This is a genomic window from Flavobacterium eburneipallidum (genome assembly GCF_027111355.2).
Lineage (GTDB): Bacteria > Bacteroidota > Bacteroidia > Flavobacteriales > Flavobacteriaceae > Flavobacterium > Flavobacterium eburneipallidum.
In genome coordinates, this window is sequence record NZ_CP114291.2 from 2612802 (window position 1) to 2629229 (window position 16428).

Genomic DNA, 16428 nt, shown 5'->3' on the forward strand with positions numbered 1-16428 from the left:
AAAAACAGACTTTAATTTAAACAAAATGAAAACTAAAATATTTTTATTCATATTGCTGGGAATGCTAAATATGCAAGCGCAAACAGCTAAAAAACCAGTAACAACCAAAAAACCGGCAACCACAACTGCAAAACCAAAAACAGTAGCAAAGCCAGCACCAAAAACAACAGTAGCTCCTGAAGGCATTTTTGCCACAATTACTACTAATAAAGGAAGCATTGTGGTAGCATTAGAATACAAAAAAACACCTGTAACGGTAGCCAACTTCATCTCATTGGCCGAAGGAAAAAACACTTTTGTTAGCGATGCTAAACTAAAAGGAAAACCTTTTTATGACGGATTAAAATTTCACCGTGTAATTGCTGATTTCATGATTCAAGGAGGAGATCCTTCCGGAAATGGATCAGGTGGACCGGGTTATAAATTCAAAGATGAGTTTACCGATTTGCAATTTGACAAAGGAGGAATTCTAGCTATGGCCAATGCTGGACCAACCACTAACGGAAGTCAGTTTTTTATCACCCACAAAGACACACCTTGGTTAAATGGCAAACACACCATTTTTGGTCATGTAACCAAAGGAATGGAAATTGTCAATGCGATAGCACAAGACGATGTAATTTTAAAAATTACCATTACCCGAAAAGGAGCCGCTGCTTTAGCCTTTAACGCACCAAAAGTATTTGCTGATTATTATGCTAACAAGGACGAAGAAGCTAAAAAACAAGCCGCTATAGACGAAGAAAACAAGAAAAAACAAGCCGCAATTGAAGCCGAAAACAAACGAATTTATTTTGAAAAATACGGAAGCGTAATCGCTGCTAAAAAAAACTATATAGCCGAAACAAAGGCCACTGCTACCACAACTCCATCAGGTGTATCGTATAAAATCACTCAAAAAGGAAGCGATGTAAAACCTGCCAACGGAACAACTGTTAACATCAGTTATGCTGGCTATTTAGAAGATGGAACTTTATTTGACAGTAATTTTTCAGATGTGGCTAAAAGCTACGGAATATATGATGCCAACAGAGATGCGCAAGGCGGTTACAAACCCTTTCCTTTTGAAACTGGACAAAAAAACATGATTCCTGGATTTCTTGAAGGATTAAATCAGTTGTCATTTGGCGACAAAGCCATTGTATTCATACCATCAAGTCTTGCTTATGGTGAAAATGGTGCTGGAAATGTGATACCGCCAAATGCTAATTTGATTTTCGAAATCGAAATGACTGAAATCAAAGCTGAAGTAAAACAATAAATTCACACTCGTTTTTATTCCGATATGATATTAAATAACAAACCCCGACAATTTTATTTTGTCGGGGTTTGGTGTTTTTGGGATATTTTTATAAATGTAAAAATCTGATTACTGCAACCTGATTACTGACCACTATTTCTTAAATTTCCAATCAAATTCGTCCTTGGCATTGATAATAGCACCAATTTCAAATTTTACCACTTCTTCAAATTCGGTTTGCAGGATAAACCAATTGTCTTCGTTGAAATAATTTTCGAAAGTATCAAAATCTTCTTCTGTAAATTTGGTAATATTTTTAGTAGCCAATTCCTTTTTAACCGCACTTATTTTTTTGCCAATGATTGTGTTACCAAACAATTCTAAATCGGGACTTGAAGCCACAATATACCCCAGCTTTAGTTCTTCATCCTTATAAAATGTCAAACGCATTTTGAGGGCATTATAGGCAAAAATCACATTGTCGTCTTCATCTTTATAATTGCGGTTGGGTTTTCCGTAAAGTGCCACCACATCGTTTTGTTTCATTCCGAAAAGGAGTTTATCGATTCCGTTTTTTAGGTTTATTTTCATTTGAATTTATTTTACCACAAAGGTCGTAAAGTTTTTCACAAAGTTCGCAAAGTTTACCAAAGTTAAGGCAATCGCTTTTAGAAAATTACCGCAGATTCGCAGATTTTAAAATAAATCAGAACTATTTTATTGCACTAATTCAAAAATCAGTGTTAATTTTATCTAATTTATGTTATGAAAATCAGCGAATCAGCGGTGTTTTTTTTTATTTAGAATTTCTTCGGTTTCAAAAGCGAATGCCCTGCTCAAAGTTCGCAAAGTTTTAAAATTAAAAACAAATCCTTATTTTAGTTCAACAAAAGTACTAATCATGAAATAGAAAGCCAAAATCATCACTCATCGAAACCAAAAAAGAATAGCCGTTTATTTCGAAAAAAATGCTGAATTAATAACAAGAATCAAATTAATAGAAGGATCACGCTGGAGTCAAACCATGGGCGTTTGGCACATTCCTGATACCGAAGAAAATAGAATTCGGTTTAGGATTCTTCCTTTATCACACACTATTCCGTCTCCAGATGGCATAGAACAAATCCAAAAATTCAAACAAGTACTGCGCTCCAAACGCTACAGCGAAAATACCATTACTACTTATAGCGAAGCACTAAAATTGTTCTTGGTTTTTTATAGAGAAAAAGCTATTGCCGAAATCACTAACGATGATGTGGTTATTTACAATAACGAATATATTTTGAAAAACAATCTATCTGCATCGTATCAAAACCAAATTGTCAACGCTATAAAATTATTTTTCCAAACCATTCGTGAAACCAAAATGCTGGTAGATAAAATTCACCGTCCTAAAAATGCGAAAACACTACCCAATGTTTTAAGTAAAGAAGAAATATTTAGACTTATTGATTTGACAACCAATATAAAACACAAAACGCTATTGGCTTTAATTTACTCATCTGGACTCCGAATTAGTGAAGCTATAAACATGAAAATCATTGATATTGATAGCCAAAGGATGCTAATTCATGTTAAAAATGCAAAGGGCAAAAAAGACCGATACACTTTATTGTCAACAAAAGTTTTAGAACTACTACGAGAGTACTATGCCATTTATAAACCAAAAATGTTTTTATTTGAAGGGCAACATGGAGAACAATATAGTAGTAGAAGTGCACAATCTGTATTGCAACAATCAGCTAAAAAAGCGGGAATCACTAGACCCATTAGTTTGCATACCCTTCGGCATAGTTTTGCCACACATTTATTAGAAAGTGGCACCGATTTGAGATACATACAAGATTTGTTAGGGCATAGTAGTCCGAAGACAACTATGATATATACCCATGTAACCAATACTTCGTTAAAAAAGATTATCAATCCTTTTGATATGTAAGAAATATTTTTAAATTTGTAAAACAAACAAAAAAATAAAACGCTCAAAAACTATTAAAAACATGCGTATAACATGCCAATTTAGAATAAAAAGTGGTAGTTTTATGCGTATATATAGTAGTTAGCGGGCATTGTAAAACGACACCAAAGAATGACACTTAAAGACGACATAAAAGCAAGAATACAAACTGATTTTGGAGCAAATGCAGACAAGGCAACGACAATGTTATTTGACGCAATCAACAAAGTTGACTATCTGAAAACAGACAGAGTTATTCGTTGTATTGTGTTTTTGGCAAATGGCGATTTGACAGACTTGAGCAAATACATTGAAACTGCAACTTTTGACACAAGAGATGTTATGCTTTGGGCTGAATATGAAAAATTAAGTGATGACTTGAACTACAAAAGAAAGCGAGACTTTAATAAGACGTTTGACGAATGTACAAGCAACGTGAAAGAATAAGAACATGCAAATTAACACAAAACTGAAATTGCTATTTGTTTGTACAGTAAACAGAATGAGAAGTGCAACGGCTCATAAAATTTACGAAGATGACGACCGTTTTGAAGTTAAGTCGGCAGGGACAGACAAGTCAGCAAACACAATTCTAACAGAAGAAATATTAAATTGGGCTGACAGTATTGTTGTAATGGAAAAACACCATAGAAATCATATAAGAAAACATTTTCCTGAAATCTATAAAAACAAGAGAATTGTTTGCTTGTACATTCCAGACGACTATGACTATATGCAGACTGAATTAATTGGAATACTAAAAGACAAAGTAGAAGATGTATACAGCAGGAAACTTATTTGACGAAGAGAAACAACGACCCGCTAACAGCCGTTTTGCAAAAGCGGGGGTTTCGTGCTTCTATGACAGTGAAGTGCTAAATTCAAGCTTTGTACTTCTAATGAAGTTTAGTGCTGAAAATCCCCGCCTTCGCAAAGCGGCGAAACGTTGGCGGTAAGTTAACCATCAAAAAACAACTAATTAGGAAACAACAACCAAATGAAAAAGATAATATTCAGTTCTTTAATAATTAATTTATTTGCTTGTAATTCGCAAACCAAAAATGTTGAAACTAAAAATGAAAGTTTAATTCAAAAATCAATTGAAAAAAGCTCAAATAATGATAAAGAATCAATTGTTGACTATAATTTGATTTTAGAAAATAAAAAAATTGACGGTATTGAAATTTCGCTACTGAATATTGGAAATTTAAATTTACCAACTGGAAAAATAATTGTTTGTGACCCTTTGGTCTATACCGAACTGATTCCCTTATCTAAAAGTGTAAACCCTGGGAATTATCCAATGAAAATCTATATAGCTAAAACAAAAAAATCGGGCGATAGATTTGCGTTGGCAAAATTGGAAATCACTGACAAAAAAGCCGTTAAATGGATTCTTGCATTAAGAGAAAACGAAAACAGCAATGAACTAAAAGAAGATGATTCCTTTTTTGGTTTTACTGTTGATGCAGGTTTAGCAAGTTTTTTTGATTATAAAACAGGTTTAGAATTTGACAAATTCCAAAAGGAATTTTATGAAAAAGATTCAAACAAAAATATTTATGATGATTATTTTGAAACTGAATTTAAAAAAAATGCAGTTAATAAAAATGACCCAAAAGATGTTGGGAATTGGATTAATTACACGTTTCCTAAAACAGAATTAAATATCCCAATGTTTCAATCAGGTTACGGAGATGGTTTATATCCAGCATATTGGGGAATTGATGCAAATGGAAAAATCACATCATTAATAATCGATTTCTTCGTTGTAGAATTACCAAAACTGAAGAAATAACCTACCGCCAACACACGCTACAACGGATTTGGGCAATTGGCTTAATGGGAAGTTGGTTTTGTATTTGGAATGATTTGGCAAATCCGAAGAATGGGCTTAATTTAGTCCCAAACCCGCTGTAGTGCCAGAACGTTAATGGTAAGCAAAAAAAGCGCACAATAAAACTTATCGTTTAATATTTTTGTACTTTTGAAAAAAAAGAGAAATTATGAGAACAATACAACTAAATATACCTGATAGTGTTGATTTGAAAGATTACGATTTTTCAATGATAATAGCGTCAAAACTTTATGAAGATGCAAAATTATCTGCAGGACAAGCTGCAGAAATAGCAGGACTGACAAAAAGAGCATTCATAGAAATACTTGGAAAATATGGTGTTTCAATATTTAGTAATTCAATTGATGATTTACAATCAGATATAGCAAATGCATAAAATAGTAATTTCCGATACAAGCACTCTGATTATTCTTCATAAAATAAATGAACTAAGTATCTTAAAACATGTTTATGGAGAACTTATAACTACTCCTGAAATAGCTGAAGAATTCGGAGAAAAATTACCAGATTGGATTACTGTACAATCAGTAACTGATGAAAAATATCAAAGGTTTTTGGAAACACAAATAGACCGTGGCGAAGCAAGTGCAATTGCATTAGCTTCGGAATTTGAAGATGTTACATTATTATTGGATGACCTCAAAGCTCGCAAATTAGCTGTAAAATTAAAACTTAAGACAACTGGAGCATTAGGAGTAATTCACAAAGCTAAACAAATGTCCATTATACCAAAAGTTAAGCCTTTAATTGATAAATTGTTATTGACGAATTTTCGAATATCTAACAATATTATAGATGAAATACTAAAGTTGAATAATGAATAAATTGCCAGCCACTAACAGCTAGAGTTTCGTTGCGTGCGCAGCACGAACAATGAAACTCCTGTTGAACGGAACCGATTATACGTCCGTCAACCTATGTACTTATCGTAAGAGCTTTAGAGAGAATAGCACGAGGATTTATAGTCCTCTTTTTTTTGGAGTAATTTCTGGAGATTTTATAGTGTTTTCCTTCACTTTTGAGTCCCGCTAATCCAAGCATTAGGTATCATAGATACAACGGATTTGGGCAATTGGCTTAATGGAAAAATGGTTTTGTATTTGGGATGATTTACTTCGTCTATTCGCTATCGCTTGGGTGGCAAATCCGAAAATAGGGTTTAATTTAGTCCCAAACTGCGTGTAGCGCTGGAACGTCAGGCTATGAAAAAACCACTATTTTCTATTAAAACCTCTCCGTTTTTCAATCCCCCAATTCAAATAAAGTCTTTTAAGATGAGGCTATTTTTTCTTCTAAATCCTAAAAAATAGACATCCCTGTTTTTGTGGTGAGCTGCTCCAGAGCAAACATCCCTAATTCAGAATTTCCATTAGAATTTAATCTTGGACTCCAGGTAGAAACAATAAATTCTTTAGGAAACAAAGCGACAATTCCGCCTCCTACTCCGCTTTTGCCTGGCAAGCCTACACGATAGGTAAACTCTCCTGATTCGTCATAAAACCCACAGGTTTGCATCAAAGCATTCATCCGTTTTACTTGGCTTTTGTCTAAAACTTGCATTCCTGACATAGACACTCCTTCGTTTGCCAAAAAATAAAAAGCTTTTGTCAATTCGTGACAAGACATAGTAATCGAACATTGGTGAAAATAGAAATCTAAAACTAAATCGACATCATTTTTCAAATTCCCAAAGGACTTTATAAAATTTGCCAAAGCAGTGTTTCTGCATCCTTCCTTTTTTTCGGATTGAGCTACTTTCAAATCAAAATCAATGGTTGGAATACCAGAAATTTTTCGAACGAAATCGAGAAATTCTTGCTTTGGGTTTTCAAAACTAGACACGATCATATCAGCAATAACAATAGCTCCCGCATTAATAAAAGGATTTCGAGGAATCCCTTTTTCGAATTCTAATTGCACTAAAGAGTTGAAAGGAGTTCCCGACGGTTCAACACCTACTCTTTCCCAAATTGTATCTCCTAGAATGGTAAATGCAAATGCTAGCGACAAGGGTTTAGAAACAGATTGAATAGAAAAACGCACTTCTGAATCTCCTATTCCAAAATTTTTACCTTGAATAGTGGTCAAACTAATCCCGAAACTATCTGGATTAACTGTTGCTAATTCTGGAATATAGGTGGCAATACTTCCTATTTTGTCTTGAACTTGTGATTCTTTGTAGATTTCTTGTAAGGTTTGCTCAATATGCTCCATGTGTAATTTAGAATATTTTCTGTAAAATTACTATATTCTTGAGGAAGAACGTCTAATATTAAGCTCGGAAGTAAGCACAACTTTTTTTTCAATTTTCACACTTGAAGCATTTTCTATTCGTTCTAAAAATACTTTTGCGGTCATTCTTCCCATTTCTAGAGGAACTTGATCTACGGTTGACATGGGCAGTTCCATAAAATCAGTAAAAGGTTCATTACCAAACCCCACTACACAACAATCTTCGGGAATACGAATGCCATTAGCTTTCAATTGTTGAATAGCACCTAGAGCTGCAAAATCACTTGAAGAAAATATAGCATCAGGTAGGTTTTTTAATTGCATAAGTGTTTTTACTGCTTCTGCACCTGCCTCAATATCACTTTTAGTAAGAATTATATAATTTTCGTCAATTTCAATTCCGTTATCAACCAATGCTTGTTTGTAGCCTTTAAGACGATTCTTGAAAATTTCTAAATTTTGGTTTCCTTTAAAATGAGCAATTCTAGAACAACCTTGTGCAATTAGATGTTGAGTTGCCATATAAGAAACCTCATAATCATTGATAGTAACAGAACTTACGCCATCTATATTTCTTTTTCTATCAAAAAATATTAAAGGAACATTTTTTTCTATAACTTTCTTGATTATCAAATCATTTTCAGAACTAACACTTTCAGAACTAATGTTTGAAACCGACATTAAAATTCCATCTACTTGAGCATTTAACAAAGTATTGATGTTTTCATACTCCCGTTTTTCATCTTCATGAGTTTGACAAATGATAACATTGTATTTATGTGCATATAACTCTTCCTCAATTCCTCGAATCACTGATGCAAAAAAATTACTATCAACACGAGGAACAATTACACCAACATTATAACTTTTTCCACTGCGAAGTGCTAGTGCTACTTTATTTTGTTTGTAATTCATTTTATTAGCCGTTTCTAACACTAATTTCCTAGTGCTTTCGCTAATCTTTGGATTATCATTTAATGCTCTTGAAACCGAAGCTGCAGTAATATCCAATACTTTGGCAATATCATAAATGGTTGTTTTTTTTGTCATTAGGGTATTCTATTTATTTTGAAACGCATAAAATTAATCCATTTTAGTAAAAATAAAGGCTAAAAGTAAAATCAATTGCACCACAAACACACATTAATCGTTAAAATTTCATTTATTTACTAAATAAAAAGCAAAAGTGCATTTTTTATTTGATATTTTTTAAGTAAATCGAATAAAAAACACATTATATTATGACATATCTATTTTTCATGTTATTTATTTTGGCTAAATGAAAATTAAAAATTAGATTTGCGTAATCGATTGCATTTTATTTTTAGCCAAAATAACAATCTCCTATAAATAATTTATTTACTTTAATAAATAACTACAAATCAACAAAATGACCACAAAAAACCAAACTTTAAAACACTTTCTTTCTGTTTCAGTTTTGTCTCTATTTATAATTTCATGCGGAACAAAAAAAACAATTGCTAAAAAAGATACTTGGAAAGAAATGCAAGAAATCATCCAAAGCGTTAAAATTCCAGTATTTGCTAATAAAAAATATGACATTACCAATTATGGAGCAAAAGCTGACGGCGTTTTTGACAACACTAAATCCTTTAAGGAAGCTATAGAAACTTGTTCTAAAAATGGTGGAGGAATTGTTGTGGTTCCAGCTGGTAAATATTTCACTGGTCCTATCCATTTAGAAAGCAATGTCAACCTTCATTTTGAAGATGGTGTCGAAATTCTATTTAGCACCAATCCAAAAGATTATCCAATCGTTCATACTTCATTTGAAGGAACCGAATTAATGAACTATTCCCCTTTAATTTATGCCTACAAAAAACAAAATGTTGCCGTAACCGGAAAAGCAAAACTTAATGGACAATCGAGCAGTGTCAATTGGTGGCCATGGTGTGGTGCTGGTTCTTATGGTTGGAAAAAGGGAGCTCCAAGTCAATCTGACCCACTTAATCGCCCAAGATTAGTGGACATGGCTGAAGAAGGAATTTCAGTAGAAAAACGAATTTTTGGAGAAGGACATTATATCCGACCTAATTTTATCGAATTTTTTGAATGTACCGATGTGCTTCTAAAAGATGTAACGATTGTTGATGTTCCGTTTTGGGTCATTCATCCCATCAAATCGACTAATGTAACTATTGATGGTGTAACTGTAAGAAGTCATGGCCCTAATAACGACGGTTGTGATCCTGAATATTCTAAAAATGTAATTATCAAAAATTGTATTTTCGATACAGGTGACGATTGCATTGCCATAAAAGCAGGAAGAGATGCCGATGGAAGACGTGTAGCGATAAAAAGCGAAAATATTGTAGTGCAAAACTGTACCATGTTTGACGGTCACGGTGGTGTAACTATTGGTAGTGAAATATCCGCTGGAGTGAGCAACGTATATGTTGAAAATTGTATTATGAATAGTCCAAACCTTGATGTTGCTATTCGCCTTAAAACCAATTCAAGAAGAGGCGCCTTAATCGAAAATTTCTATGTTAGAAACATCGAAATCGGTCAAGTTCGTGAAGCTATATTAAAAGTAGATATGTTTTATAACGTTCACGGAAATCAAACTGGAAACTTCATTCCTCGAATCGAAAATATTTCGTTGGAAAATGTAAAAGTAAAAAATGCTGGAAAATACAGTATTCTAGCCAAAGGCTACAAAGAGTCACCAATCAAAAACATAACATTCAAGAATGTAACTATCGAAAAAGTAGCTACTCCATTTTCTATAGAAAATGTGACCAATCTTAACTTTATCAATTCTTTCATCAACGGTGTTCCGATGAAGAACCCTAATAACTAGGCTTTTTATAAAAAAACAAAAAACAGGAGTTTACAACTTATTAAACTCCTGTTTTAAATTTTGACAATCTTTTGCAATACAAAATAGACAATGAAAAAAATTGTTATACTCTTCATACTATTTTACTCGGCAGTATTTGCGCAAAGCAAATTTCCTGTTGATAGCAGCTATACGGTAAAGAGCGTGTATGATAAAGTTAAAAAAGCTCATCCTTACATCAGCTACGTTCCTGCTCGTAACTATAAAACAGTAAAGGAGGAAAAAGAAATCGTCTATAAAAAAATAAAAGATAGAGAACTCCACCTTGACGCTTATTTTAACCAAACTAAAAAAAGAAATCCAGCAATTGTAATAGTTCACGGCGGTGGATGGAGATCAGGTAATAAATCTCAAATGGAAACCTTTGCTATTGAAATGGCTTCTAAAGAATATTCTTGTTTCAATATCGAATTTAGATTATCTCTTGAAGCGCCTTATCCTGCTGGTATTTTTGATGTAAAAAACGCCATTCAATACATCAAAAAAAATGCTCGAAAATTCAATGTAGATACCACCAAAATTGCAGTTTTGGGCTGTTCATCTGGCGCACAAATGGCTTCACTAATAGGAACTACGAATGGAAAAATCGCTTTTGAAGAACCAAATTCAGATAAAAAATTTTCTTCAAAAGTGAATGCTATTGTAAATATTGATGGAACTTTAGCCTTCAAGCATCCCGAATCGATAGAAGGAACGGTTGCTGGTTTGTGGCTTGGTGGCAGCTATGCCGAAGTACCTCAAATTTGGGAACAAGCCGCTCCATTAAATCAAACCGATAAAAACACACCTCCTATTTTATTCATCAACAGTAGTGTTCCCAGATTTCACGCTGGAAGAGATGATATGATTGCCATTTTGAACAAATATGGAATTTACAATGAAGTACATACTATTGAAAATTCGCCTCATTCTTTTTGGTTTTTGAATCCTTGGTTTGACGAGACAATAGTTTATACGACTCAATTTTTAGACAAAATATTCAAATAACAATTTAGTTTATGAAGAGCATTAAAAACATTTTCGTTGGTATGGCTTTGGTATTATTTTTTAATACCAATGCTCAAACATTGGAACCAAAAAAAGAAATCCTTATTTCAGATCAATTAAAATGGTCTGAACGAATGGCTTTATCTATCATGAAAAGACATCCCGAGGCTTGGCAAATTGACAATCATCCTGCTCCAAAATGGGATTACAAAATTGGAATGATTTTAACGGCTTACGAAAAATTATACAAGCAAACCAAAGATCAAAAATACTTCGACTATATCAAAGGATATGCTGATAAATTAATTGATAAAAATGGAACTTTCGAAAAATTTGACCCTCAAGACCATAACATCGATTTTATAAATGCGGGTAAAATACTTTTCAATCTTTACGATACTACTAAAGAAGAAAAATACCTCATTGCCATAAAAACATTACGAAAAAATTTTGACGATTACCCAAGAACTCAATCAGGTGGGTTTTGGCACAAAAAAATTTATCCTAACCAGATGTGGCTAGACGGATTGTATATGGGACAACCTTTTTACGCTCGTTATACAACTGAATATGAAAATGGAGAAAAATTGAACGATGTAGCACACCAATTTGAACTTCTTCATAAACATTCATTCGACCCAAAAACGGATTTGTATTTTCACGCTTGGGACGAAAGCAAAAAAATGCCTTGGGCAAACCCAACAACTGGAACGGCACCACATATTTGGTTAAGAGCTCTTGGTTGGTACGGAATGGCTTTAGTCGATGCTTTGGATTATTTCCCAAAAAACCATCCAAAACAAAAAGAATTGGTACAATATTTGAATGAACTGGCGACGGCTGTTAGCAACTATCAAGACAAATCAGGATTATGGTATCAAGTACCCGATTTAGCAACCCGAAAAGGGAATTATCTAGAGGCTTCTGGCTCATCAATGCTGGTTTATGCTATGGCAAAAGGAGCTCACAAAGGTTATTTGCCAGCTAAATTTGAAAAAGTAGCCCAAAAAGGTTTCGATGGGTTAATTAAAAACTTGATAAAAGTAGATGCTAAAGGCGAAATTCACATCACACAAGTTTGTGCCAGTGCTGGATTAGGCGGAAATCCATACAGAGACGGCTCTTTTGAATATTATATGAGCGAAAAAATAAAAGTAGATAATTCTCACGGATTGGGTGCTTTTCTTTTGGCTGCAATTGAATTAAATAAATAAAAAATAGAACCATTAAAAACCAAAACTATGCTAAAGATTAAACCAAACACATTCAAAGCAGCGACACTTTTCGTTTCGTTGGCTTTTTTAAGTTGCAAAACCACAGCTCAAGAACCTACAAAAAATCTGGAAACACAAAAAATAGAAATCTCTAAAAACGCAAAATGGTCGGATAAAATGGCTTTAACGTTGATGAAACGTTACCCCGAATCTTGGCAAATTGACAATGCTAAAGCGCCAAAATGGGATTATGTTCATGGTTTAGTAGCCCATTCATTTACTGAATTATACAAGAAAAATCCAGACCCAAGATATGCGGCTTATGCCAAAGGTTATACCGATATTTTGATTCAACCTGATGGAACAATCAAAACTTACGAATTAGAGAAATACAATATCGATATGATTGTAGCAGGTCGTTTGTTGTTCAATTTATACGCTACGTCAAAAGAGAACAAATATTTAGTGGCCATGCAAACCCTAAAAAAACAATTAGAAGGACAACCAAGAACGGATTCTGGTGGATTTTGGCACAAAAAAATATACACGAACCAAATGTGGTTAGACGGTTTGTACATGGGAGAACCATTCTATGCTCAATACACCGTTACATTTGAAAACGGAAAAAACCTAAACGACGTTGCCAAACAATTTGAAGAAATTCAATTGCACGCAACTGACCCAAAAACAGGTTTATTGTACCACGGTTGGGATTCCAAAAAACTAATGCCATGGGCAAATAAAGAAACCGGTAATTCTCCAAATTTCTGGTCAAGAGCTTTAGGATGGTACGCAATGGCGCTTGTTGATGCCTTGGATTATTTCCCAAAAGACCACCCAAAACAAAAAGAATTGGTGGGTTATTTGAACAACGTTGCTGCAAGTTTAGCCAAATTTCAAGATCCTAAAACAGGATTGTGGTATCAGGTTACTGACAAGGCTGGCGAAAAAGGAAATTATTTAGAAGGTTCAGGTTCAGCTATGTTTGCTTATGCTTTTGCAAAAGGAGCCAATAAAGGATACTTACCAGCAAAATTCAAAAAACTAGCGAACAAAGCATTTGATGGTTTAACTACTCAACTAATTAAAGTAGATCCTACTGACGGAACAATCACCATCACTGATGTTTGTGCTGTTGCTGGACTTGGAGGAACTCCTTATAGAGATGGTTCTTACGAGTATTATGTAAATGAAACTAAAAAAGACAACGATCCAAAAGCCACTGGTCCATTCATTTTAGCAGCAATAGAATTAAATAGATAAAATCAAATATGAAATTTATACAAATCACGTCTCTTCTTTTATCCTGTATTGCTATTCAATCAGTGATTGGACAAGAAAAAAATACAACTAATTATTCCCAAGTTTGGGTAGCAGACAATGGCGATGGAACCTACAAAAACCCCATCATCAATGCTGATTATTCTGATCCCGATGCTATTCGTGTTGGTGATGATTATTACATGACTTCCTCTTCTTTTAATTGTATTCCTGGTTTGCCTATTTTGCATTCCAAAGATATGGTCAATTGGGAATTGGTCAATTATGCGCTCAAAAAGCAACCTCCTTTCGACGTTTATGACAAACCCGGTCACGGAAACGGAGTTTGGGCTCCGTCCATACGATTCCATAATGAGGAATTTTACATTTATTATCCCGATCCTGACTATGGAATTTATATGATTAAAACCAAAGACCCAAAAGGCGATTGGTCTGAACCCGTTATGGTAAAAGAAGGAAAAGGTTTGATTGATCCTTGTCCGTTATGGGACGAAGACGGCAAAGCCTATCTTGCTTATGCCTATGCTGGAAGTCGTGCAGGATTCAAAAGTCTTTTGGCAATTTGCTCTTTAAACCCTGAAGGGACAAATGCAAATTATAACGATGATGTCATCATTATTGACGGTCACGATGGTGAAGCAACCATTGAAGGTCCTAAATTATATAAACGTAACGGCTACTATTATGTTTTTGCTCCCGCAGGTGGTGTTCCTACAGGATGGCAAACCGTAATGAGATCCAAAAATATCTGGGGACCTTATGAAAAAAGAAAAGTATTAGATCAAGGAAAAACAAAAGTAAACGGGCCACACCAAGGAGCTTGGGTGCAAACTCAAACTGGAGAAGATTGGTTTTTCCACTTTCAAGACAAGTTTGCTTACGGTAGAGTCGTTCATTTGCAACCTATGAAATGGATCAACGATTGGCCAGTAATTGGAACAGACAAAGATGGAGATGGCACTGGCGAACCAGTTTCAACTTACAAAAAACCAAATGTTGGAAAAACATATCCTATCATGACTCCTCCTGATTCGGATGAATTTAATAGTCCAAAATTAGGATTACAGTGGCAATGGCATGCTAATCAGCAAGTCTATTGGGGTTTTCCTTCCACGATGGGGTATTACACGATGTATTGTCGTCCGATGCCAAAAGAAGCAACCAATTTATTCGACATGGGAAATTTATTATTGCAAAAATTTCCAGCCGATGAATTTACCGCAACTACCAAAATGACTTTTAATGCCCGTTTTGACGATGAGCAAACTGGTTTAGTGATAATGGGACTGGATTACAGCTATTTGAAAGTAAAACAAACCGCAGGACAACTCGCTATATCCCAAGCAACTTGTAAAAATGCAGACAAAAAAGGAAAAGAAACCGAAAGTGAATCTGTTAAACTAAAAAGCAACACCTTTTACCTTCAAGTCAAAGTGAAAGCAGGAGGAATTTGCAGTTTTTTCTACAGTGAAGACGGCAAAAAATTTACAGCATTAGGAACTGATTTCAAAGCAAGAGAAGGCAAATGGATTGGAGCCAAACTAGGATTTTTAGCCCTACGAAACGGAAATATCAATGATGCAGGAAGTGTACGCATTGACTGGTTTAGAATCACAAAATAATACATGTAAAATGAAAAATTTTAAAAAAGGAATTGTCCTTGTTGTTCTATTACTCTTAAACTGGTGTTTTTACGCCCAAGTCAACAAACAAAAATGGCCTGAAATCATAAACAAATCAGAACCAACTTGGTTTGCAACTGATGAGGCAAAAGCAATAGCTGAAAATGTTTTGTTGTACCAACGCAATATTGGCGGATGGCCTAAAAACATCCAAATGCAAAATCCTTTGAGTGAAGTTGAAAAACAAAAATTAATTGCTCTTAAATCAGACACAAAGGAACTGACAACAGACAACAAAGCCACAACACAGGAAATGTTGTTTCTTTCTAAAATGTATGCCCAAGTAAAAGATGAAAGATATAAAAATGCTTTTTTAGCAGGATTTGATTATTTGTTGAAAGCCCAATATGCAAATGGAGGTTGGCCACAGTTTTATCCACTAAAAAAAGGATATTACACTCACGTTACTTACAACGATGATTCGATGGCTAACATCTTGAATGTACTAAAAGCCTGTGTTGATAAAACAGGTTATTATTCCATTCAACCATCCGAAGCTACTCTTGCAAAAGCGAAAATTGCTTTCGACAAAGGGATTGATTGTATTATCAAATCGCAATACAAACAAAACGGAGTATTAACGGCTTGGTGTGCACAACACGACGAAGTAACTTTACTACCTGCAAATGCCAGAGCTTATGAATTAGCTTCGTTAAGCGGCAAGGAATCGGCTAAAATTGTATTATTGTTGATGACTATCGAAAATCCTTCTCCTGAAGTGATTACTGCAGTAAACAGTGCTGTAACTTGGTTTGAAAAAACTAAAATTACTGACTTGCGAGAAGACAGAGTTGCTGTTCCAAACAGTAAAATTATGGAGAAAGTAATGGTAAAAGATCCCAATGCAGAACCGCTTTGGGCTCGTTTTATGGAGCTAGAAGACAACAAACCTTTCTTTTGTGATAGAGATGGAATTAAAAAATATTCTATAGCCGAAATTGGTCAAGAACGCAGAGTAGGTTACAGTTGGTACACCAACGAACCTAAAGAAGTTTTGAAAAAATATGTTGCCTGGAAAAAAAAACGCAACTTCTAACTGAAAATACCATTCAGAAGGAAAAAACAGTAAAAAATGAGTTTAAAATCGTCGTTGACAAAAATGGAAACGGCGATT

At 34.3% G+C, this 16428-nt stretch carries 16 protein-coding genes; 13 read left to right on the top strand and 3 right to left on the bottom strand.

Annotation, left to right across the window (positions count from 1 at the left end; translation table 11 throughout):
- Positions 1 to 25 precede the first annotated feature (25 nt).
- Positions 26 to 1261, top strand: a complete 1236-nt coding sequence (locus OZP15_RS11055; protein ID WP_269225494.1) for a peptidylprolyl isomerase — start codon at positions 26 to 28, stop codon at positions 1259 to 1261.
- A gap of 132 nt (positions 1262 to 1393) precedes the next feature.
- On the opposite strand, the gene OZP15_RS11060 is transcribed toward OZP15_RS11055, so the two are convergent.
- Complete coding sequence (locus OZP15_RS11060; protein WP_269225495.1) at positions 1394 to 1831, bottom strand: hypothetical protein; 438 nt, start codon at positions 1829 to 1831, stop codon at positions 1394 to 1396.
- Between the two features lie 433 nt (positions 1832 to 2264).
- On the opposite strand from OZP15_RS11060, the gene xerA reads away from it, so the two are divergent.
- The 6 genes from xerA (at position 2265) to OZP15_RS11090 (ending at position 5879) form a co-directional block, all read left to right on the top strand.
- Positions 2265 to 3179: a site-specific tyrosine recombinase/integron integrase gene (gene xerA, locus OZP15_RS11065; RefSeq protein ID WP_269225496.1), complete on the top strand. Its 915-nt coding sequence runs from the start codon at positions 2265 to 2267 to the stop codon at positions 3177 to 3179.
- 150 nt (positions 3180 to 3329) lie between these two features.
- A complete protein-coding gene (locus tag OZP15_RS11070) occupies positions 3330 to 3644 on the top strand; it encodes a hypothetical protein (RefSeq protein ID WP_269225497.1) in 315 nt (104 codons plus the stop codon).
- 4 nt (positions 3645 to 3648) lie between these two features.
- Positions 3649 to 3999, top strand: a complete 351-nt coding sequence (locus tag OZP15_RS11075; RefSeq protein WP_269225498.1) for a low molecular weight protein tyrosine phosphatase family protein — start codon at positions 3649 to 3651, stop codon at positions 3997 to 3999.
- A 195-nt stretch (positions 4000 to 4194) separates the two neighbouring features.
- Entirely contained in the window at positions 4195 to 4995 is an 801-nt protein-coding gene (locus OZP15_RS11080) for a DUF4241 domain-containing protein (protein WP_269225499.1), read from the top strand.
- Between the two features lie 208 nt (positions 4996 to 5203).
- Positions 5204 to 5431, top strand: a complete 228-nt coding sequence (locus OZP15_RS11085; protein ID WP_269225500.1) for a UPF0175 family protein — start codon at positions 5204 to 5206, stop codon at positions 5429 to 5431.
- Complete coding sequence (locus tag OZP15_RS11090) at positions 5424 to 5879, top strand: PIN domain-containing protein (protein ID WP_269225501.1); 456 nt, start codon at positions 5424 to 5426, stop codon at positions 5877 to 5879. The genes OZP15_RS11085 and OZP15_RS11090 overlap by 8 nt, the downstream gene beginning before the upstream one ends.
- 475 nt (positions 5880 to 6354) lie before the next feature.
- Here OZP15_RS11090 and OZP15_RS11095 read toward each other — a convergent pair whose 3' ends face one another.
- Together OZP15_RS11095 and OZP15_RS11100 are read right to left on the bottom strand one after the other, a co-directional pair.
- The gene (locus OZP15_RS11095; RefSeq protein WP_269225502.1) at positions 6355 to 7269 is read right to left on the bottom strand and encodes a glutaminase; all 915 of its coding nucleotides are present in this window, start codon (positions 7267 to 7269) and stop codon (positions 6355 to 6357) included.
- 30 nt (positions 7270 to 7299) lie between these two features.
- The gene (locus OZP15_RS11100) at positions 7300 to 8337 is read right to left on the bottom strand and encodes a LacI family DNA-binding transcriptional regulator (protein ID WP_281336116.1); all 1038 of its coding nucleotides are present in this window, start codon (positions 8335 to 8337) and stop codon (positions 7300 to 7302) included.
- A gap of 340 nt (positions 8338 to 8677) precedes the next feature.
- On the opposite strand from OZP15_RS11100, the gene OZP15_RS11105 reads away from it, so the two are divergent.
- From OZP15_RS11105 to pelA, 6 genes are all read left to right on the top strand, one after another.
- Positions 8678 to 10111 (top strand): glycoside hydrolase family 28 protein, encoded by a 1434-nt coding sequence (locus tag OZP15_RS11105; RefSeq protein ID WP_281336117.1) that lies wholly within the window; start codon positions 8678 to 8680, stop codon positions 10109 to 10111.
- Positions 10112 to 10201: 90 nt separating this feature from the next.
- Positions 10202 to 11137: an alpha/beta hydrolase gene (locus OZP15_RS11110; protein ID WP_269225503.1), complete on the top strand. Its 936-nt coding sequence runs from the start codon at positions 10202 to 10204 to the stop codon at positions 11135 to 11137.
- Between the two features lie 11 nt (positions 11138 to 11148).
- On the top strand, positions 11149 to 12351 hold the full coding sequence (locus tag OZP15_RS11115; protein WP_281336118.1) for a glycoside hydrolase family 88/105 protein: 1203 nt from the start codon (positions 11149 to 11151) through the stop codon (positions 12349 to 12351).
- 27 nt (positions 12352 to 12378) lie between these two features.
- Entirely contained in the window at positions 12379 to 13614 is a 1236-nt protein-coding gene (locus tag OZP15_RS11120; RefSeq protein ID WP_269225505.1) for a glycoside hydrolase family 88/105 protein, read from the top strand.
- Positions 13615 to 13622: 8 nt separating this feature from the next.
- The gene (locus OZP15_RS11125; protein ID WP_281336119.1) at positions 13623 to 15254 is read left to right on the top strand and encodes a glycoside hydrolase family 43 protein; all 1632 of its coding nucleotides are present in this window, start codon (positions 13623 to 13625) and stop codon (positions 15252 to 15254) included.
- Positions 15255 to 15264: 10 nt separating this feature from the next.
- The gene (gene pelA / locus OZP15_RS11130; RefSeq protein ID WP_281336120.1) at positions 15265 to 16350 is read left to right on the top strand and encodes a pectate lyase; all 1086 of its coding nucleotides are present in this window, start codon (positions 15265 to 15267) and stop codon (positions 16348 to 16350) included.
- Positions 16351 to 16428: the final 78 nt, after the last annotated feature.